We start from the raw sequence: 24602 nt of genomic DNA on the forward strand, positions 1-24602 counted from the left end.
AAGTTAGATGCCCGTTAGACGGGTGATCGCCCAAGGACGCGTGACAAAGACACCGGCTGTTGCGTTAGTCGCATCCTCTAAATAACCTTTAATCTGAGCTTGTGAACCCAGTAATTGGTACTTAACCGGCACGACTTGCAAGATTGTCGCGCTGGTTGCGGTTGAGCCATCATCTACAGTGTCAGCGAACATATACGCCACATCAGCCCCACCATTCGCGCCGACAAACTCAGGCGAAAACACAAAGCGCATGTTTGGATAGTTCTCTTTCACCCACTGATACACGGTCTCACCACGTGCTACAGGGTTAGCAACGTTTAGCGCGGAACGGTAGCCTAACGGCAACGTCAAGGTGATATTGATGTCATCTTTAATAATACCGCCCGAGGTGATCTCAATGCGTGAGAACATATCCGTAATATCTTTCGTGATATCCGCAAACGTACCGCCTTTCCACTTTTTCGATGCAGTTTCATAAGCCGGTAAATTAGGCTCATTTAACAGACCGAAAACACGGGTTTCAGGGGCATTAAAACCGTAATAACCAATGCGCTCACGCCCTTGCTCTAATGACTCAGCCGCCGCATTACGTTTCTCTGCTGCTGATTCAAACCCTGCTGCAGACTGGCGCGCTTCTTCTAACTTACCGACTTGGAAGCCTTGTTCAAAACGCACGATACCGCGACGCTCCTGGTCTTGAATGTAAGATGCTAACGGCACATTGGTATGATCGCCGTAGAGCTCGGCTTTACCGGTTGGTGTTGCCACGTTAAGGATAATTTCTTCATCGTGCCATTCACCGGCATTCAATACACCGGTGATTTCATCCAGTACGCGAACACGAGTTGCAGTACGAATCAGACCAGGAAGAACGTGCTGTAACATCTCGCGCTGAATTAGCCCGCCTTGCACTGCTGCGCCGCTAATTGCGGAGTCCATTGCAGATAAACCACCAAAGCCGATTTGTTCGAGTTCGCGATACGTCCACTTCTGGTCAGGTTGGATATTCAGTTGACCATGCTTGCGAATATCACGACCGGACATATAAAACTTTTGTTGACTGACTGGCATTATTCACCTTCCTTTACTGCCACTGGGTATGGGATTTCCGTTAAGCGAATAACGCTCAAATGGGCTGATTCGCTGGACTCAACGTGACGACTAACAAAACCAATCACGCGGTCACCAGCAGCAGGAACAAGCTTGGAGGAAAGTGAGCCGTCCGTTTCATCAAAGATAACTGGCGCATTGATCTTACCTACCCCCTCTTCGAGTTCGACATAGACTTCGCCCATTGCCAAAAATTCACCTTGCGTACCGTTACGTGCGTAACCCACTTCAACACGATACGCTTTGGGGTTAATCATGATCCCCGCAAACGCACCCTTACCACCCACTTGGACAGATTCAACCGAATCATCTTTGTAGGTGTACGCACGACCGAAGATATTTTGCTTTTCATCCTCAGAACTGAGAATGGCAGCAACGGCACGAATCGGACCAGCATGACTGATTTCACCCACTACGCCAGACGTTAATCCATGCGCCACTGATTTAGGAATTGCCATTATTTAGCTCCCCATTTGTCCATAATTGATTTGTTGCTAACCGCAGAGTCCATCGTTGATGTAGCTTTCTGAGAGTCCGGTACGCGCCCTTGCATCCACGCATCAAGTGCAATCGCTTCGTTACCCTTACCGCATTGAATACCGAGCTTATCAACGCCATACTCCGCCACTTGCTGCTTCGTCATGGTGGCATGGTCGAACACGCCAATGAACGGAGTTAGCTTATGTGCTAATGAATCACGCTCACCGATTTGCTTTAACAATGCACCAGTGTCCATGGTCGGTTTGGATTTTTCTAAGCGGTTCATTTTTCGCTTAAGGGATGCCATTTCATCCATTGTAGTAATGCCACGCTTAAGACGCTTGATACGGCGATTCAGGCTATCCGTTGTCGCTTGGTCAAGTTCTTCTTTAGCTTCTTCCAGCGCTTCTTCAGCCGCTTCAATCGCAACCTCGGCGGCTTCGACGGCTTCGGGGTCTCCCGATTCCGCTTTTTCCGCTTCGACTTCAGCATCTTCAACCGCTTTTTCGACTTCAGCTTCGGTATCTTCCGTTTTCTTTTCGGGATCGGGGTCTTCGTCTGAAGTGTCTTTCTTTTCAGGATCTTCATCTGAGGTTGGCTTACCTGCTGCGATTGCCTCAGCGATAATAGTTTTCAGTGCAGCGAGTTGTTCTGGGGTAAACGTCCCCTCATCTTTCGTCTGCTTTTCTTTGTCATCTTCTGGATTCATACGAATAAATTCCTTTGTGTCGATAGTGATAACGAGGTGATCTTGCACAGCAACATCAGGACCGGTTCGTCCTTCATCCACTAATGCGAGGTGATTTCCACGTAGGTGACGCTGAATTACGTCATAGTGCTGCCCTTCATAAATACCGGAGGTAAATTCATACTTACTGCGGTAGCCGGGTGAAAGGTCGATTTTGCCGCTGTCGATATTGCTAAGTGCGACATTAGAAAAGATTTTGATATTGGCTCTAAGATACGGAGGGTCAAAATACACGTTCTCACCAATAACACCCTGAATGCCTTTCTTCTCCGCTGGGGTGGCATATTTACCCAGCATTTCATGTTCAATAATGAACGGGGTTAACTTGAAAGAGTTGATGGTCTCTTCGCTGGCTAATTCTTCCGGTGGGCGTAATACGCGATAGATTTTGTCGGGTATCGGCGCCCCGATTTCAGCCCCCAAATAATCAAAAACCCCAACTTTAGAGATGGGGTTATCTTTTACTTCGAGCCAGCCGTTGTTGTCATAGGTTCGTTTTGTCATGTCTCCTCACCAAAATCGATAACTGGCGTCATAAAACATTTACATTCGCGCAATTGCCCGGGCAATCCTCGCTCACCGGTTTTTTCATCAATCACCGGTGGGTTATCTAGATCGAACTCTTCTCCATTTAGATGCAGATGTAACGCTCTTGGCTCTGCGCTTCCTCCCGAGTGGTTCCAGATGGCTTTACGAATACCCACTGATTTCATGCGCTCACAGTTTGCCGTAGTCGTGATTTTTCGCGTTTGGTCAACAGCGATAATATTCGCTCGTCTTTCCGTGACGTTGCCAGTGTGCCTGATTACATCCAATAAGGTTTTCGCACCCTCACCGCCTTGTGAGATAGAGCGCAACGCCGCACTTTCGATACGCTGATGAAATTGAGTAGGAATGGATTTAATCAGAGAGACATTTTCAGCTGTTGCAGCAATTATTTTGTCTTTTAACGCTTCAGGCATCGCAGGTGTTTTAATTGTGATGCCGCCTGAAAGCTGCTTGAGGGAGTCGTCTAAATTACGCTGAGCGCCAATATCTACTTGGGATACAAACTTATCTGCCATAGCGCTAGACTGCGTCGTAAAGATTTTATCCCACTTGCGTTTTAACCGGTTGAGCCAAATTCGCGTTTGACTCGCGATACTGGCGTCCATCGTGGCGCCGTCAAAATCATCACTCAGATCACTAAATACTTTTTCATAGTCTTTAATCATTGAACTAATTAAACGTGACATGTCACGTTGATAACGGCTAGATGGCGCTGCTGAGTACTGTAGAGGCTTGCCCTTCAATACCGCTTGGCGAGAGGTTGCCCACTTCGCCTTTTTCGTTCGGACTCGTATTCTCCTCGACATAATCGTCCTCGTTCACATCAATGCCGTAATAGCTCGACTCTTTATCGGCTGCGATTTTTTTACGAATATCTAACCCATCAATGGCGCCAGTAGCCGCTAGAGCCGCATCCGTCTGAGCTGATTTCAACTCAATATCTGCACTCTCTGCCGCTGTTGGGCTATCGAGTGGCGCCCACGTGACCGATATTTCAGTCAGCGGTAGATCTTCACTGCGCATCAACATGTCGTAATGTCGCTGTAAAAGTTCGTCTAAGTCGTTTGATTGGACGCTTTCTAGCTCTTCACGGTAGTTCGACTCTTCATACTCTCCCGTGGCATTAAATCCCTTTGGTGTGGTACCCAGCAACTTAGTAGCAGGTACGTTTGCCGCCGCTGCAACTAACTGGTACTGCGTCATAATGGTGGCATCTAAATCCGCTAACGAAGTATCGAACTGCTGAGCAACGTCCTCTTTCCCCATCACCTGTACGCCATAATTATCGCGCATCTCCATGAAATAAATCATGTTCTCCTGAATAGTACTTTTATCTGCTCCTTCAGGGTCAGCCATGCCAATAGTTAATAACCGTTTGGTCATTGCCAGTTGCGGTGCTTCATTGGCTGTACGTTCTGATGCATAGACACGCTCATAAATGCGCTCTGGCACTGATACACCAAAGTAGTTATAAAGTGGCTTAAGTACATTAGGCACAGGGAACGGCACAAACTTAACAAAGTGCGATTTATGGTATTTACGGCCACCGATGACGTAATACGTCGGCTCGTAGAAATCCATGCTTGCCGGGTCTTGAATGTTGGAGTCAGTTAAATCAGGCGTTACCCACTGTGGATCAATTTGCTTAATCCCCTTGTACATCCCCTTAGTCACACCATCGAGATTAAACGGATTCTCATACCATTCTTTAGGATTTGATGTTTCCACCACGAACAGAGCCAATCGACCACCGTACACGCGTCCAAAGTGAATTAGCTCCTTGAGTTGATGTTGTATGCGATACTTTTTATCGCGCTTGCGTAGCTTCTTGCTAATCGCGCTATCATCGTCATTATCGCAATCAACAACATAGCCCTGACGGATAGCATCACGAGCTGGCATGTTGCAGGCCTTATCAACTAGCCAATGCTTCGCAATAATGGCGCACATATTGTTGCCAATAAACATTTGCGAGGCATACCAAGCCGCCTGTGACTCGGGAACGCCATAAACTTGCTCACATTTAAATGAGGGAACGGAGGTATCAATACTGTCCATCCCCACACCGTTAATCATCGGCTGCGGTAATGCTAACCCGTTAAACCCATTCTCTTTTGCTAATGCAGGATACAAATCCGTGGTAAACGCTGACCGCTTCGGCGGTGCAATCTGCTCTGCAATTTTTCGCCTTTTAAACGGCCACATAGAATTACCTCTTGGTTGTAAAGAAACCGCCTTTCTTTTTCTGGAACAGATAACGCAATGCCTGTGTCATGGCATCCACAGTGTCATCATGACCAGCAAACGGGAACGTTGTGATTTCATCCACCGTTTCAGTGATCCACGGTGCAATAGCTTTGTGTGGTAGCCAGACGTTTCCGGCTTCCCATTCTGCTGTACAGGCGTGTGCGCGGGCGATTTTGCTACCATCTGGTTCAATCGGAACAAGACCTGAAATAATGGATTTTAGTGAATCAATGACCGCAGGACCGTTAGCTTTATCCTCTACTAGCTTTCTCCTCGCCTGTGGATATTTCTCAACCAATAGCTTCACGGCTTTGAGTGTTTCCGTGAAGCTCATACGCTTACGAATCTGATACAACAAATACGCATTCGCCCCCTTCTTACCCCAGACTTGTCCTACTACATAGTCGGTACCATCGCTATCTTTAAAGGTCATATCCCAGCTGTGAATAATTTCATCAAAGGACTCAGGCAGATCTTTTGGCAAGTAATAGCGCGCAAACTCTTCATGGAAGATTTGACCATCACCCGGCTTAGGTTTTTGTTGATACATGGCAGACCAAAAATAATCACCAAGGATTGCTTTAGTCTCTAGAAGTTTGTCAATTGGGTGCAATTCAGGAACTAGGGCTTCCCCATCGTCATTAATAGCTGGAAATTCTAATACTATCGCCTTTTTGTTATTTTCGATTACACGACCCGATAAATCATCGGTTGCCCATCGTGTAGCCATAATGATCTCGCCACTATTTTTCGATAAGCGGGTTTTAAATGTGGACACATACCAGTTCCAGACTGACTGCTTGGTCGTTGGGCTTAATGCTTCTTTGGCGTTTTTTATGGGGTCATCGATAATACCAAGATCAACTTTTTTACCTGTTAATGGACCACCGACACCCTGACTGATATATGTCCCTTTTCTACCCACAATTTCGAACGTTTCTGAGTTACGCTTTGCTTCTACCTCGATGGTAACAACGCGCTTGGCATTCAAACATGACAAAGGGAACAGCGCAGCGTATTCGTCGCTCATCATGATCCGCTGCACATCACGGTTCATATCACTGGCTAGGTCTTTGCCGTACGACAAACCCGCTATACGCAGATCGGGATATTTACCAAAGATGTAAGCAGGTAAGTAGCGAGAAACAATATCGGACTTACCGTGCTGAGGGGGAGCGCCTAAAATAATCACCGGTCGCTCACCATTCATCATCTTAATGATAAACCTATCGAGCGCATCACACACCGTTTGAGAGAAATGGCTCGTGATGTATTCAGGGTTTATATACTGAATGAATTCATGCAAACTACGGCGTGCTATCTCCCTTTCGATCTCTTCATCAAATAAGCTGAAATCGATATCCATAGCCATACCTAAAATGTAAGAAATAGCCACTTCACTTCAAAAGGACAGTGAAACGGAAAATGAGTTTTTGATAACAAATTAGCAACAAATAAAAAGCCCAAATTCAAAGAGAAGATTTAGGCTTTTATCGGTTTAGAGTGACATTTTAATTGAGTTGAAAAGTCGCAGGGCATGTAAGCACCATTATGTTAAATAAGGTCAACTTTTCGATTTTTTCCTCAACTGCATGAGCTGCTCAAAACTTAAGTGGCTTAGATCGATTCCTGTTGATTGAATGGGCCCACCATCCGCACCAGTTACTTCAGTTCTGTTTTTCAGCATACCTAAATGCTGTGCAACCATTTTAAGCGCGTCATCTTGATTACGAGTGATCACCTCGACGCCAAACTTACCCTCTTTCACGCCGGCGAATAAACGACGAGCTGCGCCGGCTAAATCGCGCGTATCATGAAAATGCGCACGACCAATACCCGCGCCATTACATCGAGGGCAATCAGGGTTAGGGTCTAACGTGTCATCATAACCGTAACCACCAACATCTTGTGGAGGTGATTTATTCGCTGCCATGGCTTTTTTCACAGCATCTTCATATTCAACCGCATCACGCCACTGATAATTAAAACCAAAGCCCCAGCAATGACGACAACACAATCGACGATATTCAGTCAGCTCGTTAACGTCTGCAGTCGCAATATCCCACCACATTTTTAATACGGCATCTTGGGTTATCTCAGTTCTGCGTTCTCGTTCAGCTAGCGCGTCTCTGATTGCTCGATTGACCTCAATATTTCTATATATCTGACTTGCGCTAGCGTAGGCATTATGTCCATTACATTTACCACCTGCTCTCTTGTATGCAGCAGTACGGTTTAAGTCGATAAGATACTCATTGACGAAACGAAATTGTAGGTCTGTAAGCTTGTAGTTGCGCAGGTTAAACGTGTTTTCATCATTGTGCGCATTATCTTGTTCACCGCTCTGCGCAATTGATATATCACTATCGTGTATTGGCTCTTTTGCGCATTCTTTATCGTGCGCAGTGCGCAATTTCTTGTGCGCAGTTTTTTGCGCACTCTGCGCATTTGATATCTTGATGTATCGACGCGCAGTTGCGTAATTAAGTCCCTGTTCTTCGCACCACTCTTTCGGGGATATTCCTGATTCGGCGTGAGCGGCGAGGAACTGTTGTTGTAGCGTCCCCCAATCCGGTTTAGCCATCGTGTTTATCTCCTTTAACCTATAAAAAAGCCCACTCGAAAGTAGGCTTTGTGATTGGCTATCATAGATATAAATAACGTAATAATTTGTATATTATTTGTTTAGATATTGATAAAAATCTCTAATGGCACCATATTTTGATGAAAAATCTTTAGCGACTTCGCGCCAATATTCATCATCCCCTTTGACACCTAATAAGTATTCTCTAAACATATCTTCATTTATGTCGGGATGCCTCTCCAATAGCCTCAATACAACTGTATTAAATAATTCAATATCCCCACCCTCTTCACGCCCATATGTATCAGATGTAATCCACGGATCTAACAACTTCAAACCTTCCATCCTACATACTCCTTAGCTTCTATGAATAATTATAGTAGTTGATAATTTTAGCATATTTACACTGGGTTAATTATTACCTCTAGAAGCTTCAATTTCTCGGATGGCTTCAAACTGCGTATTCGCCTTCTCTATCGTTCCTAGCAATAATCTGTTCCATAATACAGACGCTTTGAATGATAAGGTTTTTCCGTCACTGTCAGGCGGCAATGGCGGTACCACAGAATTAGTTAACGTCGATGGAATTGGAACGCATTGCGCGCGCTCGTAGCTCGTTTGTGTACTCGAACAAGCCATCAGTAACAAGCTGAGGCACAAGAGAATCACAAGAAGACTCTGCTTTGAGTATCGTTTTATATTCAATGATTTTCTCCTGCGCTTTCGCATCAGCTTGAATGCCGTTCCGGTATGCTGTTGTTGCTATCTGATTAAAGCGATTGAATTGAAATGACTGAAGGGCAATGACCGCACTTTGTTTGATGTTTTCTTGCTTTAACTTGTCGTTGTCGCTATTAACTGCAGTGTTATTATCATAAAGTGTCAATGCCAACCAACTAACAGCAACTAACATTAAAAAAAGCCAAAACGAGTTATCTATCTTCATAAGTTAACCTGCTTGGCTTTATTGTAATTGACCGCACTTTGACAGCGTTTTTCTAGGCTTACTTTGTCAGTACCACCGCAGGTATTGTCTCTGAGTACGTATACGCCAGCTGCCAAGAAGATGGGTATCCCGATAATGAAAGCGGATAAACATAAGCAAACTCGCCAAGACATACAGCTTCTTCCACTTCGCGCCTTGTCATTAATCCTTTCCATTTCACACCTCCGGCATAAATCCAACGTTTAAGTTCATTGCAAGCACCAATTGGATCACCTGCGTTGAGTTTTTTGAGTAACGTAGAACGCGAGAAAGCACCGGTTCCGACGTTATAAGTAAATGAATAAAGAGCCGCCCTGGTGTAATCAGGAATATTGACTTTAATTAGTGGATTTACCGCTTTAGCAACGATTGCTAAGTCTTTTTCTAATAGCGCTTTACACTCGGCTTCCGTATAGGTTTTGGTGGGGATAATGTCAGAACCTGTGTGTCCATAGCACACAGTTAATATTCCTACCGGATCCAAGTATGGCTTGCGCTTGTACCCTTCAAACTCAGTAACCATTGCAACAGTTAATGTCATCAATCCACCAGCTGCAGCGGCCATTTTTATTTTATTTGGTATCTTTGCCATGTACCGCCTCTCTGCGCTTATCTTCTTTTCGTTTGAAATATAGGTTTGTTAAGAATGTGGCCAGACCTAAAAGCAGGCTCCCGAGCACACCAATCGCTGCCCATTGTTCCGATGAAAAACCATCTAATAATTGCTTTAACCAGTAAAACGTTGAACCTGTCGAAGCAGCATAGGAGGCGCCAGTCGTTAATTTATCCATACGCATATACCACCCCCTACGGAGTGCCTGATATTTAGTTAATAGAAAGCCACCAGATAAAAAATCTAGTGGTTGTTAATAAACTCAGTTGGAATTTAAAAAATGAAAAAGGCTAAGCATTGCTTAGCCATCAGGATGTGATAAAAATTAATTTGTTACTTTTCTACTTCTAAAAATACCGTTAATCATTTCTTCAAAGATTATTTTGCTGCAATCTTCATATGGGCAAATAACCGGTTCTTTTTCTTTACCACCGGGGCCTACAACGCCCCATTCTTCATACCCAAGCTTGCGTCCGCAATGAGGGCAATCAATAATACCGCCGGACATATACCGCTCCTTACACAATAATAGACGGCATATTGTACTATTTATTATTGTTTACTTCATTTATCTCCAATACCGTTTGCTCGAAACGCTCTGTTTCCAACTCAACGCCAATAACACGACGATTAAGTTTTAATGCAGCTTTTACTGTTGCGCCTGATCCCATAAAGAAATCAGCAACTACGTCGCCCTCTCGGGTGCTACTGTTAATAATGTGCTCCATCATTACCGCAGGTTTTTCGCAAGGATGCTTGCCGGGATAATATTGTACCGGCGAGTAAGTCCAAACATCGGTATAAGGAACATCAACAGTTACAGAGAAAGGGCGCCGTAATAATTGGTACTGCTCAGCTAGCTCTCGATATTCACGATTAAGCGTTGCTTGGATTTCTAGCAAATCTAAGTGATTGCGATTTAACGGGTTTTCTCTGAATTTTTCATTTGCTACACGATGAAACAAATCCTGTAACTTCTGATAGTCTGACTCGCTAGGTAATTGCCATTGGCTATAACTGAACCAATGCGATGCCATTTGTTTACCCGTGGCTTGCTTGATTTCTTTAGCTGTTATTCCAAGCGATTCACGCGATTGCTTGAAATACTCAATTAAAGGCTTGAACACATTTTCTTTTAGCTGCTTACACTGCTGTAAATAGTCACTGCTTTTGCCTTTGTATGGGCTTTGGTAATGTTCAGCGAATAAAATTCTTTCTGTACTTGGAAAGAAACTGCGTAGATCAGCTTTGCATGCTCTACGCCATGGCCCTGATGGCTTTGCCCAGATAATATGATTCAGGACGTTAAAGCGTTCTCTCAATAACAACTCAGTATCTGCGGCAAGTTTTGAACCGCAAAACATATATAAGCTACCGTTTGGCTTTAGTACACGCCAGAATTCCGCCAGCATGTCATCAAGCCAAGATAGATATGCAGTAACATTTTCCCACTGATTATCCCAACTGCACGTCTTTACTTGAAAGTATGGCGGGTCAGTTGCGATTAAATCAATACAGTTGTCTGGAAGTGTTTTTATGTAGCTGAGTGAGTCTTCATTAACCAAATTGACACTGTTTAAATTTACAGTATTTTTCATAGATCAGGGAAACCTTTTTTGATAAGCTCCACCATGCTTTGTGCACATAAGCAGTGGGCTTTAGTTTGTCCGTGATCTACCGGAACGGGCGAATGACTGTAAGGGTGCTACCAACACCTTTACAGTCGCCCATTTTCACAGCACTAGATATTTTGGAATGTGTTTTCTTTGATGTTTTCTTTGATAAATCCCGCCATCGCGAGTTGCGTTAATATCAACTGACAGCGTGATTTTGCTAATTCAGTGTAACCTGAAATTTCTTCTATTGTTGCCCACCAGGAGTGTGGAACAACTTCTAAAACAATTTTTGCCTCTTCTGTCATATCAATATGTTTTAACATGATATTTCTATACCTTTGGTCAGTTATTGGTCGTGAACACACATGTAACTCTGAACAAGGGTGACAGCAAGCTTTACTTACTTTAGAAAGCAAAAAACCCAGCGCAATGGCTGGGTTAGTTGGTCAAGTTACAAAATCGGCAACTTACCGTGAAATAGTGGCTCATTAATTCAAAGAAGTCAACACGTTTTTGCAGTTTCTCTTCAATATCGCTTCTTTTTCTCTATTTTTAAATGCATCTACTAATGGTTGGTACAATAAATATTCAGTTGATTTTAGAATTACCTCAACTTCTCGCCGGCAAGTAGATATTGATGGCTTACGCTTTCTAAGTAATCCATTTCTACGTGGCATAATTCTAGGTTCACAATTTTCATAATAAGAACTAGCGATAGCCCTATCGGACGCACAGTAAACATAACGACTTAACAGCATTTTAAATGCGATGGTATCGAGATGATAAATTTGATCGACTACGTCATGAATTAATAGACCATCATCATCACTACATGTTGGTCTATCTGGATAACTTCTTCGCTCTACTGTAGCCATAAACTCAGCTATCATGCTGCTTTGTCTTTTTTCAAGTCTTCCGCTGTAAACCCAAGCGCCAAATCTAGCCAGCCAATTTTGAAGCCATGCTTCTCGCTCTGGATCGAGCACAAGACCATCAGAAATACTTTTTATACTCGACATGCGCGCAGCTCCATTACTTCTTTTTTCGTTTGTTCTAATAACTCGATTTCGTTACCGTGAATTTCTTGCCATGTTTTGGGTGCCGCATGAAAGCCGGTATCATAACTAGCCCGGTGATGAGGAGGACATAACGGTAAAACATCTTTATGACTAGCTCGCTGCGCCATTCCCTGCCCTGCTCGTACATGATGGATTTCTGCTGGTGATGGTCCATACCCCATATTTCGACAACAAATACAGCCAAGTTCGGTTACATCTGATAGCCATTGTTTATCTTCTTTGGTCTTTGATTTTTTGGTCATTGGTCTTGCCTCTAGGTAAAATCTAATAACTGAGCCGCGGCATTTTCAGCAGCTTTTTGAGTGGGGAATTTACGGAATAGAATGAAGTTCCAAAGCACGTCGAGCGTGGCTTTGTAGAGTTCGCCAAAGGCTAGGTCATCCATTTTTGCAAAGCTGATTGATTTAGCAACGCGGCGTAGGCTGCCATCTGGCATTTCAAAAGTTTCATAGTGACCAGATTGCTCAACGACCCAGTAGCGAAAGGCATCAAAGGATTTAGCGGCTGAAATATTGCGAGCGCGTTTTTTTGCTATATCATCGAGATAAACATCTGCGGTAGATTGGAGGGCATCATCATTATCGGTGTAGTAAGCGAGGAATTTAACGTAACCACGAACTAACTCTTTTTCTTCAGGCGAAATAGTGCCACCGGTTGGTTCCCAATATTCATACCCTAGGTTGAGTAAAGCGAAGTATTTACGGTGGAATCGTGGGTTTCGTGCCTTCTTAAAATCAGCATAAAGCACATCACCACATTTGATTTTTGAATGCAGAAAATCTCTCGCAGCTGGATTAGCAGGTACAAGAGTGTCGTTAGACATTTTGATAAAGCCATGCTGTGCCATAGTTTTTCTCTCAGTAGGCACAGCAAGTGTTAAGATTGGGTGTTCAGACCAATGGTATCTATTCTACTTTCTGACTCAAGAAAAATCCATCAACCAATTATAGTTACCTTGCCTAATTTTCATATTACACACAACGAAATGATCAATAATAAAAAATATATTTAAATGACTTTTATTGCCATTATTATCTCTACGAGATAAATTTTTCATAATTAGATAAAATTCAAACTTTATCTAACTATGAAAATAATTCTATTAGTTTGCCAATATACATACCAACAACAGGAAGAACAGTGACACTATTTGCAGCTATGCTCGAAATTTTTGCCACTTTCTCAAGCCCTTCTTGTCTGTCCTTTACTTGTTTTATGGACTCCACATGAGAAATTAAGCAATCAATCACCTCACAATCTTTCCCTTGCCTTTTTAAATCTATCAATTCATGAACTAACTTATCTACCAGCTCATTAGATTGGACTTGTAAGTTTTGAGTGAAGTTCTCTCCGCTATTCGCTATATTTGCATTACCATTAATAATATTATTAAAAACTTGAGTAACTACTTTCTCATCTAATTTAGACAATTTAACCTCCTCAATATCTGGTAATTTATTTTCCAATTCCAAAACAATGCTCAGCACTTTAGTTTTAACACTATCCAGAATGCCAGACATTAAATGAATAGCTGTTTCATTCCATGCTTCAATACAATACATTCCTTGATATATTTTATCACTGACAAGTCTAGTAGCTTCAGCATTCCAATTACTTTTAACAATTTGAGATTCTGAGGTTTGTAGTAACCCCTCTATAGATGCAACTGTATTAGTAACAACCATTTTACCAAATAATTCAGTATACTCTTCTGGTAGTATACTTAAATCAATTGGAAGGTTTTTTAGTATACCACCATATCGCGAGAAGCTTCCTTTCGAGTGGCATGAAATAATACGGTAATCAGGAACATCGTCATAACTTGGATATCCATCCAGTTCATGTAAAACCCAATTTTTAAAATCATCACTACCAGTTTTACTAGCTAGAAATAAACACTTGCGTAATAAGTCAGCGACTCTTACTTCTGGGTTGATCGCATCATGCTGTATCTCAGCTAAAATAGACATACTAATCCCTCTTTAAATAATTTATATTTTATTCTACCTTCAATTTTAATCCGTGCCACCCATTGGTTAACCAGCATTTAGAATCACCATCAAGGCAACATTCCGTCACTGGTAGACGTTCACCACATTTACCACAACAACGATTGGATAATTCCGCAATCTCGCGCTGAAGTCTTGTATCATCATTCCGTATGAGCATCTGAATATATTCACTCTCATCATAGGAATCACGTCCTGGTCTACGCAATGCACAATTACGCTTAATCATTTCATGTTCTTCTGATTCAACTTGCCACTGCGGGGTAACAAAGCCAGCTTCACGCTGGCGTTTGCGTTGGGCAGCCTTGCGCTCTGCTGCTGATTTAGCCATTGGTCTTGCCTCTTCATATCAATTTGGTTAATGCACTGAGCAATAACGCTCAATAGATAACTCATCTACTCTAGCGCCATTTAGATTTGCCCAAAATGCTATTGTTGAAAGTACATCTTTTTCACTTGAAGCGACGAAAAGAGTTATGAAAGATTTTTCGTCCCATAAACCACTTGCTTTATAAACCGATTTTTTCATTTTCACTCCAACTAACTACATTTAATAACCTTATGACAAGACGGTCTTATATCCGCTATAAAATGTTTAGTTATATGATGGGAGTAATTTTATTTTTTCCAAGAGTGTATGCTTCATACCTGCATTAATTGACGCCAATAGTTCAACCTATCTCTAAAAAACTCTCGATGTACCTCTGGCGCCTTTTCAATTTCCACCAGCACACGCTCTCTGTTTATTTTTCGATTTTTCAGTTGCCGAATTAGCCGGCTAGCGAATAAATCAAGTTGCTCCAGTTCGCGATATTCTTCTGACCACAAAGCGCGATTGTGAGGCAATCCATCAGGCAAGTAACTTGATTGCCCAGACATAACTACCTCGGCTTTTGTGGTTTTAAAATTTGCTGATATGGCGCCTTAGTTCTTGCTCGCGCAGCTGATTGAATAAGCTCAATGTGACATGGTGTATGATCCAAACCATCATCGGGCAATATGGGGTGATTGCTCCGGACGAGTGACTCACCGGTGATTGGGTCTTTAATTGTCATGGTCTTGCCTCAATAAGTTTTTAAAATGCCTTTTCTGCGTATTTGCGTGGTTTAGCACTCTGTGATTGCTGTTGCATTCTGGACACTTCCGTTGCCGTAATTTGGTCGGTCGGCATGTAATGTCCGTGTTTAAACTCTTGGTAGATGGTACCGGTTTCACCGTGTCGGTTTTTATCCACAATAACTTCAGCATAGTTTTTAGCTGGGCTGTTCGGGTTATAAACCACATCGCGGTAAGTGAATAAGATGTAGTCTGCATCCTGCTCTAAACTACCAGAATCACGTAAATCAGCGGCAACAGGGCGACGTTGATTTAATAGGCGTTTATCAACGTCACGTGATAACTGGCTTAGGGCGATTGTTGGTGTATGAAGTCGTTTTGCCAGCCCTTTCAATGCGGCTGAAATTGCTGCTATAGCCAAGTCGTTACGCTCTGCCTTCGGCTTTTTGATGAGACCTAAATAATCAACGAAAATCCCTTTTAAGTTTGGATACTGCCGCTTATGGTTCTCACTAATTGCGCATATTTGCTCTACTGTTAAGTTACTAGCATCGATGATGTGAATATCTCGATCCATTAAATGCGCTAAGCCAGAGCTCAATCTTGCCCAGTCTTCATCATGTAATTGCCCTTTTCTTAGTGTTGATACAGGTAACTGTGATGAACCTGCGATCATGCGTTCCGCTATTTGTTGATTCGCCATTTCCATGGAAAATAGTAAGGCTCCACCGCCATCACGGGTCATACCCTCAATCATGGTTAAAGCAAGTTCTGTTTTCCCCATCCCCGGACGACCACCAATGAAAACTAAATCAGTCGGGTTAAACCCTCCGATTTTGTCATCTAATGCTTCTATGCCCGTCTTAATCATTCCACTAATATCTTCACCTAAGTTTCTACGTTCGAGGACTTCAACATATCCTTCAATCAGAGTATTTAGATGAACGGGTAACAGGTTTTGGCTACCGGCAGTGAGCTGACCAATCTGATTTGCAAACTGGTTAATCAACTCTTCGGCTTGCTCATGGTTGCCTGCCTCAGTGATAACGGTCTGATATTTAGCCATCAGTTGAATGACTTGGCGAACACGGAAGTAACTATGAACTTTGGATGCGTACCCTTTCAGATTAGCTTTCCATACCGGTGATTTGGCAAGCTCCAATAAATTAGCTAAATCGCCCTTATCACCTAAAGCATCCGCAATAAAAAATGGGTCAATTAACGAACTCGTTAGTGCTTGTTTTTTTATCTCTCGATAAACACGCTGATAATAACTTGAGCTAAATGCCTCTTCAGGTAATGTAGCCAATACCTCATAAGCGTCTTGAGAAGCCCCACCAGCAAGAAAACCGCTAATCACTGCCCCCTCTAAATCGCGCTCATCCATCATAAGTGATTACCTCTGCGGTATGTTGCCCAATTGAATGTAAGCACGGTACCACCCTGTAATAATCGGTCTACTACACGTTCACCAAGCATTTCTTCCAGCTCATTCAACGGTAAATTGCTAACTAAAATAGTCGGCAATAAACTTTCGTAACGATCATTAATCACTTCGAACAAAATATTTCGTTCCGAGTCAGTACCGTACTGGACACCGATTTCATCAATTATCAACAGGTCGGGATCACAATATTTTGCTAGCACATCCAGTTCACTAAATTCTGAATTTCCTGACCACGTTCTACGAAATGCGCGAATGATACGCGCTGCTGTAGTGATAAATACCGATTCCTGTAAACCTCCGGCAATCTCACGGGCGATCGATACTGCAAGGTGGGTTTTACCTGTTCCGGGCATTCCACACAGTACAAGCCCCTCTCCTGCATTTTTCCTGTCGTTCCATGTTGTTACGTACTGTTTGCAGATCATGAGATTATGTTTAGCCGGTTGCGTAGTTGCTTTGAATGTTTCAAAGGTTGTACTAGCAAAACGCGGAGGAATATTTACACTAACCAATAAATCTTGTTCAGGCATTTTTACCTCCAACAAACCAGTGCGGATCCTGAGATTCATAGTGCTTGTCACCAAACCCAGTATGCGAATTAGGTTTGTTAACCTTGGCTATGACTTTATCTGGAAATATCCCCTGCCAACCATTGGCAATCGAATTACAAATCACGGCATCGGCATCAGAACACTTCGCTAATTTTTTTGCTTGCTGCTTGCACATAGTTTCAGTCAGCGGTTTTTTAATTTCCTTTCGGAAAGTAATCCAATCTGACCAAACTTCGTCACTCACGTTTTCGGGTTTAGCCAATTTTGCATCGAATAATTTCTTCGATTTTTTTGGCTCAACCTGAACTGATGGATCCTCTTTTGAATTTACTGATGGATCATGTTTTGAATTTACTGATGGATCGCCTCCAGATTCTGGAGGGTGAAAACCATCTTGAACGCCAGAAACTGGAGGGTCAAACCTCACTTTTTCATTGTTTTCTGTACGGTCAAAATCTGAACGTTCAGAATCTGGATGGTGAGATTTAGATGCTTTTTCGCGCAATTTTCTTAGTTTTGCATTTTCCTCAAGTGCTATTTTTTCCAACTTATCAACATTCAAAAAATACAAATTTGATGCATTTCTATTTCCATTTCTACGCATCTTTTTAACTAACCAACCATCTTGCTCAAGCTCGTTACAAGCGCTACGAATAGTGCTGACACCAGCTCCAATTTGTCGACTAATCGTTTCTACACTAGGGTAACTAACACCTTCATCACTCGAGTAGTCAGCCAAGCGAACCATGATCATTAATTTGGTACCTTTAACGCCAGAAACTGCGCAAGCATCCCAAACATAACCTTGAATTTTATTACTCACTTCACACCCCCAGTGCTTTAGCTATATCACGGCAGGCGTTCTGGTACTGTTCCGGCGTGAGTTTCTTTGAAAGCAGCTTTTGTTTTTGTTGTTCGTACTGTTCCCAAACGCTTAGCGCAGCCGCTCTTCTACCCTCGAAAACGTCTTCGATTTTCTCTCTATCCGCTGGTTCTCCGTTCAACAAAAAACCATTGCGATAGGTTATTTTCTCAATTGTTCTTAGCATTGGTCTTGCCTCTTGAATTAATGCACGCTGGTCTGACGTGGTATCGCATTTAACGCAATGACTGCATTATTAATATGGTGTGACATGTCACGACCCTCTAATAAAATTTCGCTAATTGCCTCAGCAAATCGTTGTATTGCAATTGAAGCTAGGTAATTTTTTGTATCACCACGAATGCGAGCTAATCTCGATGCCGGTAATGCAATTTCTATTGCCGGCATTAACTCAACTATTTTTCTGATAGATGCGGGGGAATCACCACGCAACCAACGAAATATCTGTTGCCGGTTATTATTAATCGCTTTCCAATCAGCCCTACCCGATTCGTCTTCGATCACATGCAAACGCACTTGTGACCTGTTTTTTACAATGCCTAAATAAGCACGGCTAACCTCAATAGCTACATGCTCTTGACCTTGCTCCGCTGCCCAATCCTCAATTTCAGAACGGACAATATCGATATCAAAATTCATCTACTCGCGTCTCCTGTCGCAAAATTGATTATTAAGAATCAGTTTTTATTTTTTAATCAAATACACTAATAAACAGTGAGCTGCATATGTTTAAAATAACAACATGATTTTAGGCAACATTCTTACTACCGCTGATTAACCATGATGGTTCGCACTTTAAAGCACTTGCGATCTCAATAATAAATCTAGGTTTTTTTATAAGTCCTGATTCAATTTGCTGGATAGATTGCTGCTTCAATCCAACCATATCTGCAAGTTCTGACTGAGTTAAATTGAGTTCAACTCGGCGACTCTTAACTCTTTCTGAAAGCGTATTCATTTGCGTCTCCTTTTTAACAAAGTTTCTTGTATTTAAAAACAAACTAACTTGTTTGTCAATTACAGGTTTTCTTGTAATCATCTTCTTGTATTTTTTAGGGGGTTATATGTCGATTTCTGAACGAGTTAAAAATAAAAGAATTCTTCTCAATCTGACTCAGGCAGAGTTAGCTGAAACCGTTGGAACTACCCAGCAATCGATAGAACAACTAGAAAGCGGAAAAACTAAGCGCCCTAGATTTTTACCTGAATTAGCAAAAGCATTATCTTGCTCAGTTGATTGGCTTGTAACAGGAAGAGAAAACAACAATGACTCACTCCCTCCGGAAAACGAGTGGGGAAGTATTAAGTCATGGGATAGTAAAACCCCATTAGAATCTGATGAGGTTGAAGTTCCTTTCTACAAAGATATAGAGTTTGCCTGTGGTAATGGCGGATGTATTGATATTGATTATAACGGCTTTAAATTGAGATTTTCTAAGTCAACACTACGTCGAATTGGCGCACCTACTGATGGATCAACTATTGCATGTTTTCCTGCAAATGGGGATAGCATGGAACCAGTAATACCTAACAATGCAGCTGTAGCAATTGACATGGCAAATAAAAAAATAATTGATGGTAAAGTCTACGCTATAGACCAAGACGGTCTAAAACGCTTAAAAATGTTATATAGAAGACCAGGTGGAAAACTAATTATTCGCAGTTATAACCGTGATGAATATGAAGATGAAGAAGCTGATGAAGACAGCGTGACGATTATCGGCAGAATGTTTTGGTATTCTGTTCTTGATTACTAAGGTAACTCTATGGAAAATTTCAAGTTAAAGCTTAAAAATCATGTGGACCATGTAAAACAGGTTGGGCAACACTGCTCAACAGAGGAAACCACAAAACAGGCGTTAATACTACCTTTTCTCGATATCCTCGGCTTTAGCCCTTATGACCCACAAAAAGTTAAGGCAGAATACGGCGCTGATTTCCCTGGTGTAAAAGCAAATGAGCGTGTTGACTATGCGCTCTTTTGCCAAGATGTTCCCGTTATGTTCATTGAAGCCAAATGTTATTTTGAAAAATTAGATAACCATTGCCCTCAACTTTCTAGATATTTCAATTCCACACCTGAAGTCACTATATCAGCTATAACTAATGGATTGGAATGGCGTTTCTTTACTGATTTGAAACAAAAAAACGTTATGGATCCAACTCCATTCTTACGCATTAGAATGGATGAAATTAGTGATTCAGATGCAGGTCAATTATTTCGCTTTAGACACGATAAATTCAAACCTGAAGCATTAAGAACTCTAGCTGAAGAGAGCGTATATCTATCTGCTTTCACTAAAACTATTAGTTCAAGTCTAAGAGATGTTGATAGTGAGTTTGTTCGCTATGTTGCTAGCCGCTCGAATGTTGAAAGACAATTAAATCAGCGCTTTATCGATTCTATAACCCCTCTAGTCAAGCAAGCTGTTGAACGTTCTGTCAGTGCAATGGTAGTTTCAGGCTTATCTGGTAAGTTTGCTTATGGCGAAGAGCCCGTAGAAACAGCAACAGAGGAAACTCAAGAGTCTAATGAATTAAAAGATATTATTGATCCTGATAATCCAAACATTATTACCACCACTAATGAATTAACTTTATTTGAAAAAATAAAACAGATCACCGGGTGTAATGAAATTGAATATAAAGATACTGAGTCTTACTTTGGTATCCTATATCAAGGTAAAGTTAATCGTTGGATAGTTAGATTCTACGATAAGAAAAATAGTGCTTATCTCATGGTTCCGATAGAGATTACTGACCTATTAGGTAATGAAATAAAGCGCGCAGGTTTAGAGTTAACAAATAACCGCATCACAATTCAATCCCCTGAAGATATATTAAGAATAACAGGTATCATTCTTGATTCGTTTGAATATGTAAAAAACGATGAAAACTTCAGAAAAAAATCAGCTAGCGAATAATTATTGTGTAATACCTTTCTGCCCTTGCTTAACGTAAGGGCTTTTTGTTTCCTTCTATCCTCTGTTTCTCTATTCACACCTCATTCAATGTAAAAACCATTTCTGCATACATTGATGTGATCCCCACCTCTTTTCCACAAAATTAAACAAAATAAATATCCTCATAAAAACAACCAACTACAAACAAATAAACAAGCAATACAAATTTAAACAAGTTTTTCATTTACTTTAATACAATTTATCTTGTATATTACAAACATCGAAACAAACAAGACCTCACAGCAAGTGTTTTGATAGGTGTTCAAACCAAATTTAGTTTTGCTGTTATGTCGGAGGAGAACCAAAGCTCTCATCGCGACCTTTCATGATTACCACGACATAACAGTGAATTTTTGCAGTACCAGGGAATTTAATTAGTTACCGACCAAAGCTACAAGGCAAGACCTGACAGCTCGGAAAGACGGGCATTGATTTACAGACGTAAAAAAACCCACCGAAGTGGGTTCCTTTACCTCGGGTCGCCGACCAAAGCTAACCGAGAATTCTACTAGCGCGACCAAACGCTAGAAGAGGCAAGACCAATGATAAATCACTGATCACAGTTATTTTAAAGGAGCTGCTATGAAAGCACAACCTAAAACCCTAAGCGTTACGCTTTACATCCACGCACGAAAGCAATTTGACGGTTCATATCACTACGCAGCATTCACATTTAAAGCCGATGTTAGTTTAGGTGTAGGTTTCGTTGTATCAGAACATACCGTTGAAATTCCATTTCAAGAATTAACCTCAGAGCAATTAGTAAGTGCTGAAATTGAGATATTACGCGAAGAGCAAAATAAAATTCTTGCTGATGCGCAGGTGAAATCAAGCTTACTTGAAGATCAGATCCAAATGCTGCTTTGTTTAGAAGGCAAGCCAATTTCTAAAATTGACGAAGAAATCCCCTATTAAGAGGCAAGACCAATGAAAACTTTTATCTGTGTATTTGAGCCAACGACCGAGGCTCGCTCCAACGGAGCAGTACCATTAACTATCGCTTTAAATGCAACTAACGAAAAGCTAGCTAGCGCATCAGCAATGATCAAGCTTTCAGAATCTTATCCGGAAGCCATGGATAATTTCAACACTGACGAACCTATCGTTTGTGAAGATGCTATGGGATCCCCTCGCCCTGCTATCGGTGAATTTGATGAAGTATTTGCTTCTCAAAATGAATTTAACGGCACTAGCTGGCAGCCTATCGTTTATAAAGACTTTAATAAATTAGCGCCGATGGTCCGTATTGCTGCAACCCTGCTATATGGCAAAACTCAGTTTACAGATGCGGAATATAGCCAAGCTATCAAATTCGTGCACGAAGGCAGCGATCAGCCAAAAATCCGTAATATCGGTAAAGGGCTGGCTAAAATCAGTGCTGTATGCACGATGGATGCAGAACAAACTATCGAAATTGCACAAGCCGTTTCTGAGTTCGCTGATGATGAAATCACCATTGAAGATGCTACCGCCCTCGGTAAAAGTTATTTGAAAGAAGAACCTAAGCTGGAAGTGACATCCGCAACAAAAAGTGAAAACGATGAGCCAATTCTCAAACGTGACTACGCCACGCTTGATATGGAGGTTGCCCTCGCATTAATTGGTGATGTTGATTTTGACGCTATCCGTAGTGCTGATATCCGTAAAGCTAAAGAATTAATAGCAGCTGAAGATAAAGCATGGAAACGTTTATCAATGGACTTGCGCACACTCCCTAGCGTTCTCGATATACCGCGCGAAAACATCTTCGCATTAGTGTCTGAGGCACGCGAGAAACCTGAATTATTTGATGATGCCAATGCCCGTAAGGCGTTTATCGATGCAAAACTTGGTGCCGAAAATCCAAAAGTAACCTCCTTAGGTAATGGTCGTTTTTCAGTTGATAACTTAGGTACCAAACCGGCTAATGATGAAGATCCCAAAGAGCCCGTTACCAAAGAAAAAACCAGACGCGGCAGTAAGAAAAAAGAAACACCGGCTAAAGAAGAAAAAGAACCTGAAACCGTTGCTATTGAAACTAAAGAAACACCAGCAGTTACTAAACCAATTTCCGCTGTAACTGCTGAGCAAGATGATTTTGAACATCGTGCAACAGTTATCGATGAAGTGCTCGAAGGCAATAACGACCACCTCAGCATTTGGAAGCGCGTGCAGCGCACTGACGCACGATTTACCAAGCCTTTAGAGGGTATGGGATTTACTGGTACCAGCATTAACAGCACTTACATGTTTATGCGTGCGACTGAAATCTTTGGTCCTATCGGTGAAGGATGGGGATATGAAGTTATTGAAGAAAAGTTCATTGATGGGAAGCCACTCGTAGAACCCGTTCTCGATGAACGTAATAAACAAGTAGCAACTAAATTTTTACGTGATAGTGATGGTTCATTATTTTGTGAACAGAACCATTCACTCAAAATTAAGTTCTGGTACAACACTGAACGTGGATTACGCGGTGAATTCGAAAGTTACGGCGCCACACCTTATCGATACCAAACTAATTACGGTATCAAAGTCGACGGTGAAGTAATTAAAAAATCACTCACCGATGCAATTAAGAAAGCATTATCGATGCTTGGATTCAGCTCTGATGTGTTTATGGGAATGCACGATAACCCTGAATATGTTGCAAGCAATAAACTCGAGTATGAAATCAAAGCAGCGACAGACAATGCCGAAGATACAACTCGCGTTCGTAAAGAGTTAGACGAGAAATTCACTCGACACACTGAGACTATGCGCAGTGCTGTCACAGCAAATGAATTACGTGGTATTACTTCAACCCTTACCCGTGAAATCTCAACCCACGCTAAATTAGCTAAACAACGTGGTGATACTGAATATGAAAAATATTTAAACGGTCGTCTTCGCAGATTAAAAGAAATTGAAGATGAGTGTTTAGACCAACTGAAACAAAAAGAAGAGGCAATCTAATGACCAAGGTAAAGGCAATCGCAATAGCGGCTGATTATGACAAATTACAACAGCTCGTTGAGTCGGGTGAGTTCTCTGCAGAAGATGTCGCAGATACGTTAGAAGGTCTTGAAGGTGAATTAGGCGATAAGCTAGACGCAATTATGGTTCACGTTCGTAATATTGAAGGGCAAGCTGAAACCCTAAGTAAAGAATCGAAACGTCTAGCTGAGCGTAAAAACCAATTCGATAATCAAATTAAAAACTTAAAACAGTATGCCTTAACGTGTTTATTAACATCTGGAAAAGATAGCTTAAAAACGTTGAGAAATACGTTTACAGCAAGAAAAGGCACTGTATCTGTTGTCATTGATGATGAATCATTACTTCCTGACGAATTAATTGATGTTCAAACTGTGACTGCACCCGATAAAAAAGCAATTAAAGCGCGTATTGATAAAGGTGAAATTATAGATGGAGCACACCTTGAAACTGGGGCGCGTACTCTGCAAGTTCGTTAATACCTATAGCGCCCATTACTGGGCGCATTATCAGGAGAGACATTATGGCTATGAAACTTGAAGTGATTATTACTCACGATGAAGCAAGCAATAAGTGCAGCGTAGAGTGGTCTACAGATACAACTGAGCATGTGACAACTCAAGAAGAACATACTCTATCAATGGTAAAAAAAGCGGTTTTACTGCAACTAGGCTACCCAACATCATCGGTAATTATTCACTAGCGTGACATGTCACGGTGTATTTAT

General features: G+C 41.8%; 33 protein-coding genes. 6 read left to right on the top strand and 27 right to left on the bottom strand.

The window, feature by feature from the left end:
• Positions 1-3: 3 nt before the first annotated feature.
• The 27 genes from PROVRUST_RS10400 to PROVRUST_RS10530 all read right to left on the bottom strand — a co-directional run bounded on the left by PROVRUST_RS10400 (position 4) and on the right by PROVRUST_RS10530 (position 18915).
• Complete coding sequence (locus PROVRUST_RS10400; RefSeq protein WP_006814749.1) at positions 4-1071, bottom strand: major capsid family protein; 1068 nt, start codon at positions 1069-1071, stop codon at positions 4-6.
• A complete protein-coding gene (locus PROVRUST_RS10405; protein ID WP_006814750.1) occupies positions 1071-1568 on the bottom strand; it encodes a structural cement protein Gp24 in 498 nt (165 codons plus the stop codon). Before PROVRUST_RS10405 ends, PROVRUST_RS10400 begins: the two co-directional genes overlap by 1 nt.
• A complete protein-coding gene (locus tag PROVRUST_RS10410) occupies positions 1568-2842 on the bottom strand; it encodes a DUF2213 domain-containing protein (RefSeq protein WP_006814751.1) in 1275 nt (424 codons plus the stop codon). The genes PROVRUST_RS10405 and PROVRUST_RS10410 overlap by 1 nt, the downstream gene beginning before the upstream one ends.
• Positions 2839-3552 (bottom strand): phage head morphogenesis protein, encoded by a 714-nt coding sequence (locus tag PROVRUST_RS10415; protein WP_006814752.1) that lies wholly within the window; start codon positions 3550-3552, stop codon positions 2839-2841. The genes PROVRUST_RS10410 and PROVRUST_RS10415 overlap by 4 nt, the downstream gene beginning before the upstream one ends.
• A 37-nt stretch (positions 3553-3589) precedes the next feature.
• Complete coding sequence (locus PROVRUST_RS10420; protein ID WP_006814753.1) at positions 3590-5092, bottom strand: phage portal protein; 1503 nt, start codon at positions 5090-5092, stop codon at positions 3590-3592.
• Positions 5093-5096: 4 nt separating this feature from the next.
• Positions 5097-6500, bottom strand: coding sequence for a phage terminase large subunit (gene terL / locus PROVRUST_RS10425; protein WP_039855062.1), 1404 nt, complete (start codon positions 6498-6500; stop codon positions 5097-5099).
• A 198-nt stretch (positions 6501-6698) separates the two neighbouring features.
• Positions 6699-7718 carry a terminase small subunit gene (locus tag PROVRUST_RS10430; RefSeq protein WP_006814755.1) on the bottom strand — a complete coding sequence of 340 codons (1020 nt, stop codon included), beginning with the start codon at positions 7716-7718 and terminating at the stop codon, positions 6699-6701.
• Positions 7719-7811: 93 nt separating this feature from the next.
• Positions 7812-8063 carry a hypothetical protein gene (locus PROVRUST_RS10435; RefSeq protein WP_006814756.1) on the bottom strand — a complete coding sequence of 84 codons (252 nt, stop codon included), beginning with the start codon at positions 8061-8063 and terminating at the stop codon, positions 7812-7814.
• 223 nt (positions 8064-8286) lie between these two features.
• Positions 8287-8664 carry a hypothetical protein gene (locus PROVRUST_RS10440; protein ID WP_006814758.1) on the bottom strand — a complete coding sequence of 126 codons (378 nt, stop codon included), beginning with the start codon at positions 8662-8664 and terminating at the stop codon, positions 8287-8289.
• A 58-nt stretch (positions 8665-8722) separates the two neighbouring features.
• The gene (locus PROVRUST_RS10445; protein ID WP_006814759.1) at positions 8723-9295 is read right to left on the bottom strand and encodes a lysozyme; all 573 of its coding nucleotides are present in this window, start codon (positions 9293-9295) and stop codon (positions 8723-8725) included.
• A complete protein-coding gene (locus PROVRUST_RS10450; protein ID WP_006814760.1) occupies positions 9276-9500 on the bottom strand; it encodes a class II holin family protein in 225 nt (74 codons plus the stop codon). The genes PROVRUST_RS10445 and PROVRUST_RS10450 overlap by 20 nt, the downstream gene beginning before the upstream one ends.
• A gap of 141 nt (positions 9501-9641) precedes the next feature.
• A complete protein-coding gene (locus PROVRUST_RS10455) occupies positions 9642-9824 on the bottom strand; it encodes a hypothetical protein (protein WP_006814761.1) in 183 nt (60 codons plus the stop codon).
• 37 nt (positions 9825-9861) lie between these two features.
• A complete protein-coding gene (locus PROVRUST_RS10460; protein ID WP_006814762.1) occupies positions 9862-10914 on the bottom strand; it encodes a DNA-methyltransferase in 1053 nt (350 codons plus the stop codon).
• A 143-nt stretch (positions 10915-11057) separates the two neighbouring features.
• A complete protein-coding gene (locus PROVRUST_RS10465; RefSeq protein WP_006814763.1) occupies positions 11058-11255 on the bottom strand; it encodes a hypothetical protein in 198 nt (65 codons plus the stop codon).
• A gap of 165 nt (positions 11256-11420) precedes the next feature.
• Entirely contained in the window at positions 11421-11951 is a 531-nt protein-coding gene (locus tag PROVRUST_RS10470) for an antiterminator Q family protein (RefSeq protein WP_006814764.1), read from the bottom strand.
• Positions 11939-12253 carry a Ref family recombination enhancement nuclease gene (locus tag PROVRUST_RS10475; RefSeq protein ID WP_006814765.1) on the bottom strand — a complete coding sequence of 105 codons (315 nt, stop codon included), beginning with the start codon at positions 12251-12253 and terminating at the stop codon, positions 11939-11941. The genes PROVRUST_RS10470 and PROVRUST_RS10475 overlap by 13 nt, the downstream gene beginning before the upstream one ends.
• Before the next feature lie 11 nt (positions 12254-12264).
• Entirely contained in the window at positions 12265-12858 is a 594-nt protein-coding gene (locus PROVRUST_RS10480; RefSeq protein ID WP_006814766.1) for a DUF1367 family protein, read from the bottom strand.
• A 238-nt stretch (positions 12859-13096) separates the two neighbouring features.
• Positions 13097-13981, bottom strand: coding sequence for an AbiTii domain-containing protein (locus PROVRUST_RS10485; protein WP_006814768.1), 885 nt, complete (start codon positions 13979-13981; stop codon positions 13097-13099).
• Between the two features lie 28 nt (positions 13982-14009).
• Positions 14010-14351, bottom strand: a complete 342-nt coding sequence (locus PROVRUST_RS10490; RefSeq protein WP_006814769.1) for a hypothetical protein — start codon at positions 14349-14351, stop codon at positions 14010-14012.
• A gap of 27 nt (positions 14352-14378) precedes the next feature.
• Entirely contained in the window at positions 14379-14549 is a 171-nt protein-coding gene (locus PROVRUST_RS19860; protein WP_006814770.1) for a hypothetical protein, read from the bottom strand.
• Between the two features lie 113 nt (positions 14550-14662).
• On the bottom strand, positions 14663-14899 hold the full coding sequence (locus PROVRUST_RS10495) for a hypothetical protein (RefSeq protein ID WP_006814771.1): 237 nt from the start codon (positions 14897-14899) through the stop codon (positions 14663-14665).
• A gap of 196 nt (positions 14900-15095) precedes the next feature.
• Positions 15096-16466, bottom strand: a complete 1371-nt coding sequence (locus PROVRUST_RS10505) for a replicative DNA helicase (protein ID WP_006814774.1) — start codon at positions 16464-16466, stop codon at positions 15096-15098.
• Entirely contained in the window at positions 16463-17053 is a 591-nt protein-coding gene (locus tag PROVRUST_RS10510) for an ATP-binding protein (protein ID WP_006814775.1), read from the bottom strand. Before PROVRUST_RS10510 ends, PROVRUST_RS10505 begins: the two co-directional genes overlap by 4 nt.
• Positions 17046-17897 carry a helix-turn-helix domain-containing protein gene (locus PROVRUST_RS10515; RefSeq protein ID WP_006814776.1) on the bottom strand — a complete coding sequence of 284 codons (852 nt, stop codon included), beginning with the start codon at positions 17895-17897 and terminating at the stop codon, positions 17046-17048. The genes PROVRUST_RS10510 and PROVRUST_RS10515 overlap by 8 nt, the downstream gene beginning before the upstream one ends.
• Before the next feature lies 1 nt (position 17898).
• A complete protein-coding gene (locus PROVRUST_RS10520) occupies positions 17899-18123 on the bottom strand; it encodes a hypothetical protein (protein WP_006814777.1) in 225 nt (74 codons plus the stop codon).
• A gap of 17 nt (positions 18124-18140) precedes the next feature.
• Entirely contained in the window at positions 18141-18596 is a 456-nt protein-coding gene (locus PROVRUST_RS10525; RefSeq protein WP_006814778.1) for a toxin YdaT family protein, read from the bottom strand.
• 109 nt (positions 18597-18705) lie between these two features.
• On the bottom strand, positions 18706-18915 hold the full coding sequence (locus tag PROVRUST_RS10530; RefSeq protein ID WP_039855066.1) for a helix-turn-helix domain-containing protein: 210 nt from the start codon (positions 18913-18915) through the stop codon (positions 18706-18708).
• Positions 18916-19021: 106 nt separating this feature from the next.
• Between PROVRUST_RS10530 and PROVRUST_RS10535 the strand changes: the two genes are divergently transcribed.
• The 6 genes from PROVRUST_RS10535 to PROVRUST_RS10560 all read left to right on the top strand — a co-directional run bounded on the left by PROVRUST_RS10535 (position 19022) and on the right by PROVRUST_RS10560 (position 24578).
• Positions 19022-19714 (top strand): XRE family transcriptional regulator, encoded by a 693-nt coding sequence (locus PROVRUST_RS10535; protein ID WP_006814780.1) that lies wholly within the window; start codon positions 19022-19024, stop codon positions 19712-19714.
• A 9-nt stretch (positions 19715-19723) separates the two neighbouring features.
• Complete coding sequence (locus tag PROVRUST_RS10540; protein ID WP_006814781.1) at positions 19724-20881, top strand: type I restriction endonuclease; 1158 nt, start codon at positions 19724-19726, stop codon at positions 20879-20881.
• A gap of 621 nt (positions 20882-21502) precedes the next feature.
• A complete protein-coding gene (locus PROVRUST_RS10545) occupies positions 21503-21835 on the top strand; it encodes a hypothetical protein (protein ID WP_006814782.1) in 333 nt (110 codons plus the stop codon).
• A gap of 12 nt (positions 21836-21847) precedes the next feature.
• A complete protein-coding gene (locus PROVRUST_RS10550) occupies positions 21848-23854 on the top strand; it encodes a hypothetical protein (RefSeq protein ID WP_006814783.1) in 2007 nt (668 codons plus the stop codon).
• Positions 23854-24354, top strand: a complete 501-nt coding sequence (locus PROVRUST_RS10555) for a siphovirus Gp157 family protein (RefSeq protein ID WP_006814784.1) — start codon at positions 23854-23856, stop codon at positions 24352-24354. The genes PROVRUST_RS10550 and PROVRUST_RS10555 overlap by 1 nt, the downstream gene beginning before the upstream one ends.
• 44 nt (positions 24355-24398) lie before the next feature.
• Complete coding sequence (locus PROVRUST_RS10560) at positions 24399-24578, top strand: hypothetical protein (protein WP_006814785.1); 180 nt, start codon at positions 24399-24401, stop codon at positions 24576-24578.
• Positions 24579-24602 lie beyond the last annotated feature (24 nt).

The organism is Providencia rustigianii DSM 4541 (genome assembly GCF_000156395.1).
GTDB lineage: Bacteria > Pseudomonadota > Gammaproteobacteria > Enterobacterales > Enterobacteriaceae > Providencia > Providencia rustigianii.

What these genes read in the sequence shown, in the direction of transcription:
- PROVRUST_RS10400 (WP_006814749.1), bottom strand. Translation starts at nt 1,071, where the DNA reads ATGCCAGTCAGTCAACAAAAGTTTTATATGTCCGGTCGTGATATTCGC.
- PROVRUST_RS10405 (WP_006814750.1), bottom strand. Translation starts at nt 1,568, where the DNA reads ATGGCAATTCCTAAATCAGTGGCGCATGGATTAACGTCTGGCGTAGTG.
- PROVRUST_RS10410 (WP_006814751.1), bottom strand. Translation starts at nt 2,842, where the DNA reads ATGACAAAACGAACCTATGACAACAACGGCTGGCTCGAAGTAAAAGAT.
- PROVRUST_RS10415 (WP_006814752.1), bottom strand. Translation starts at nt 3,552, where the DNA reads ATGATTAAAGACTATGAAAAAGTATTTAGTGATCTGAGTGATGATTTT.
- PROVRUST_RS10420 (WP_006814753.1), bottom strand. Translation starts at nt 5,092, where the DNA reads ATGTGGCCGTTTAAAAGGCGAAAAATTGCAGAGCAGATTGCACCGCCG.
- terL (WP_039855062.1), bottom strand. Translation starts at nt 6,500, where the DNA reads ATGGATATCGATTTCAGCTTATTTGATGAAGAGATCGAAAGGGAGATA.
- PROVRUST_RS10430 (WP_006814755.1), bottom strand. Translation starts at nt 7,718, where the DNA reads ATGGCTAAACCGGATTGGGGGACGCTACAACAACAGTTCCTCGCCGCT.
- PROVRUST_RS10435 (WP_006814756.1), bottom strand. Translation starts at nt 8,063, where the DNA reads ATGGAAGGTTTGAAGTTGTTAGATCCGTGGATTACATCTGATACATAT.
- PROVRUST_RS10440 (WP_006814758.1), bottom strand. Translation starts at nt 8,664, where the DNA reads ATGAAGATAGATAACTCGTTTTGGCTTTTTTTAATGTTAGTTGCTGTT.
- PROVRUST_RS10445 (WP_006814759.1), bottom strand. Translation starts at nt 9,295, where the DNA reads ATGGCAAAGATACCAAATAAAATAAAAATGGCCGCTGCAGCTGGTGGA.
- PROVRUST_RS10450 (WP_006814760.1), bottom strand. Translation starts at nt 9,500, where the DNA reads ATGCGTATGGATAAATTAACGACTGGCGCCTCCTATGCTGCTTCGACA.
- PROVRUST_RS10455 (WP_006814761.1), bottom strand. Translation starts at nt 9,824, where the DNA reads ATGTCCGGCGGTATTATTGATTGCCCTCATTGCGGACGCAAGCTTGGG.
- PROVRUST_RS10460 (WP_006814762.1), bottom strand. Translation starts at nt 10,914, where the DNA reads ATGAAAAATACTGTAAATTTAAACAGTGTCAATTTGGTTAATGAAGAC.
- PROVRUST_RS10465 (WP_006814763.1), bottom strand. Translation starts at nt 11,255, where the DNA reads ATGTTAAAACATATTGATATGACAGAAGAGGCAAAAATTGTTTTAGAA.
- PROVRUST_RS10470 (WP_006814764.1), bottom strand. Translation starts at nt 11,951, where the DNA reads ATGTCGAGTATAAAAAGTATTTCTGATGGTCTTGTGCTCGATCCAGAG.
- PROVRUST_RS10475 (WP_006814765.1), bottom strand. Translation starts at nt 12,253, where the DNA reads ATGACCAAAAAATCAAAGACCAAAGAAGATAAACAATGGCTATCAGAT.
- PROVRUST_RS10480 (WP_006814766.1), bottom strand. Translation starts at nt 12,858, where the DNA reads ATGGCACAGCATGGCTTTATCAAAATGTCTAACGACACTCTTGTACCT.
- PROVRUST_RS10485 (WP_006814768.1), bottom strand. Translation starts at nt 13,981, where the DNA reads ATGTCTATTTTAGCTGAGATACAGCATGATGCGATCAACCCAGAAGTA.
- PROVRUST_RS10490 (WP_006814769.1), bottom strand. Translation starts at nt 14,351, where the DNA reads ATGGCTAAATCAGCAGCAGAGCGCAAGGCTGCCCAACGCAAACGCCAG.
- PROVRUST_RS19860 (WP_006814770.1), bottom strand. Translation starts at nt 14,549, where the DNA reads ATGAAAAAATCGGTTTATAAAGCAAGTGGTTTATGGGACGAAAAATCT.
- PROVRUST_RS10495 (WP_006814771.1), bottom strand. Translation starts at nt 14,899, where the DNA reads ATGTCTGGGCAATCAAGTTACTTGCCTGATGGATTGCCTCACAATCGC.
- PROVRUST_RS10505 (WP_006814774.1), bottom strand. Translation starts at nt 16,466, where the DNA reads ATGATGGATGAGCGCGATTTAGAGGGGGCAGTGATTAGCGGTTTTCTT.
- PROVRUST_RS10510 (WP_006814775.1), bottom strand. Translation starts at nt 17,053, where the DNA reads ATGCCTGAACAAGATTTATTGGTTAGTGTAAATATTCCTCCGCGTTTT.
- PROVRUST_RS10520 (WP_006814777.1), bottom strand. Translation starts at nt 18,123, where the DNA reads ATGCTAAGAACAATTGAGAAAATAACCTATCGCAATGGTTTTTTGTTG.
- PROVRUST_RS10525 (WP_006814778.1), bottom strand. Translation starts at nt 18,596, where the DNA reads ATGAATTTTGATATCGATATTGTCCGTTCTGAAATTGAGGATTGGGCA.
- PROVRUST_RS10530 (WP_039855066.1), bottom strand. Translation starts at nt 18,915, where the DNA reads ATGAATACGCTTTCAGAAAGAGTTAAGAGTCGCCGAGTTGAACTCAAT.
- PROVRUST_RS10535 (WP_006814780.1), top strand. Translation starts at nt 19,022, where the DNA reads ATGTCGATTTCTGAACGAGTTAAAAATAAAAGAATTCTTCTCAATCTG.
- PROVRUST_RS10540 (WP_006814781.1), top strand. Translation starts at nt 19,724, where the DNA reads ATGGAAAATTTCAAGTTAAAGCTTAAAAATCATGTGGACCATGTAAAA.
- PROVRUST_RS10545 (WP_006814782.1), top strand. Translation starts at nt 21,503, where the DNA reads ATGAAAGCACAACCTAAAACCCTAAGCGTTACGCTTTACATCCACGCA.
- PROVRUST_RS10550 (WP_006814783.1), top strand. Translation starts at nt 21,848, where the DNA reads ATGAAAACTTTTATCTGTGTATTTGAGCCAACGACCGAGGCTCGCTCC.
- PROVRUST_RS10555 (WP_006814784.1), top strand. Translation starts at nt 23,854, where the DNA reads ATGACCAAGGTAAAGGCAATCGCAATAGCGGCTGATTATGACAAATTA.
- PROVRUST_RS10560 (WP_006814785.1), top strand. Translation starts at nt 24,399, where the DNA reads ATGGCTATGAAACTTGAAGTGATTATTACTCACGATGAAGCAAGCAAT.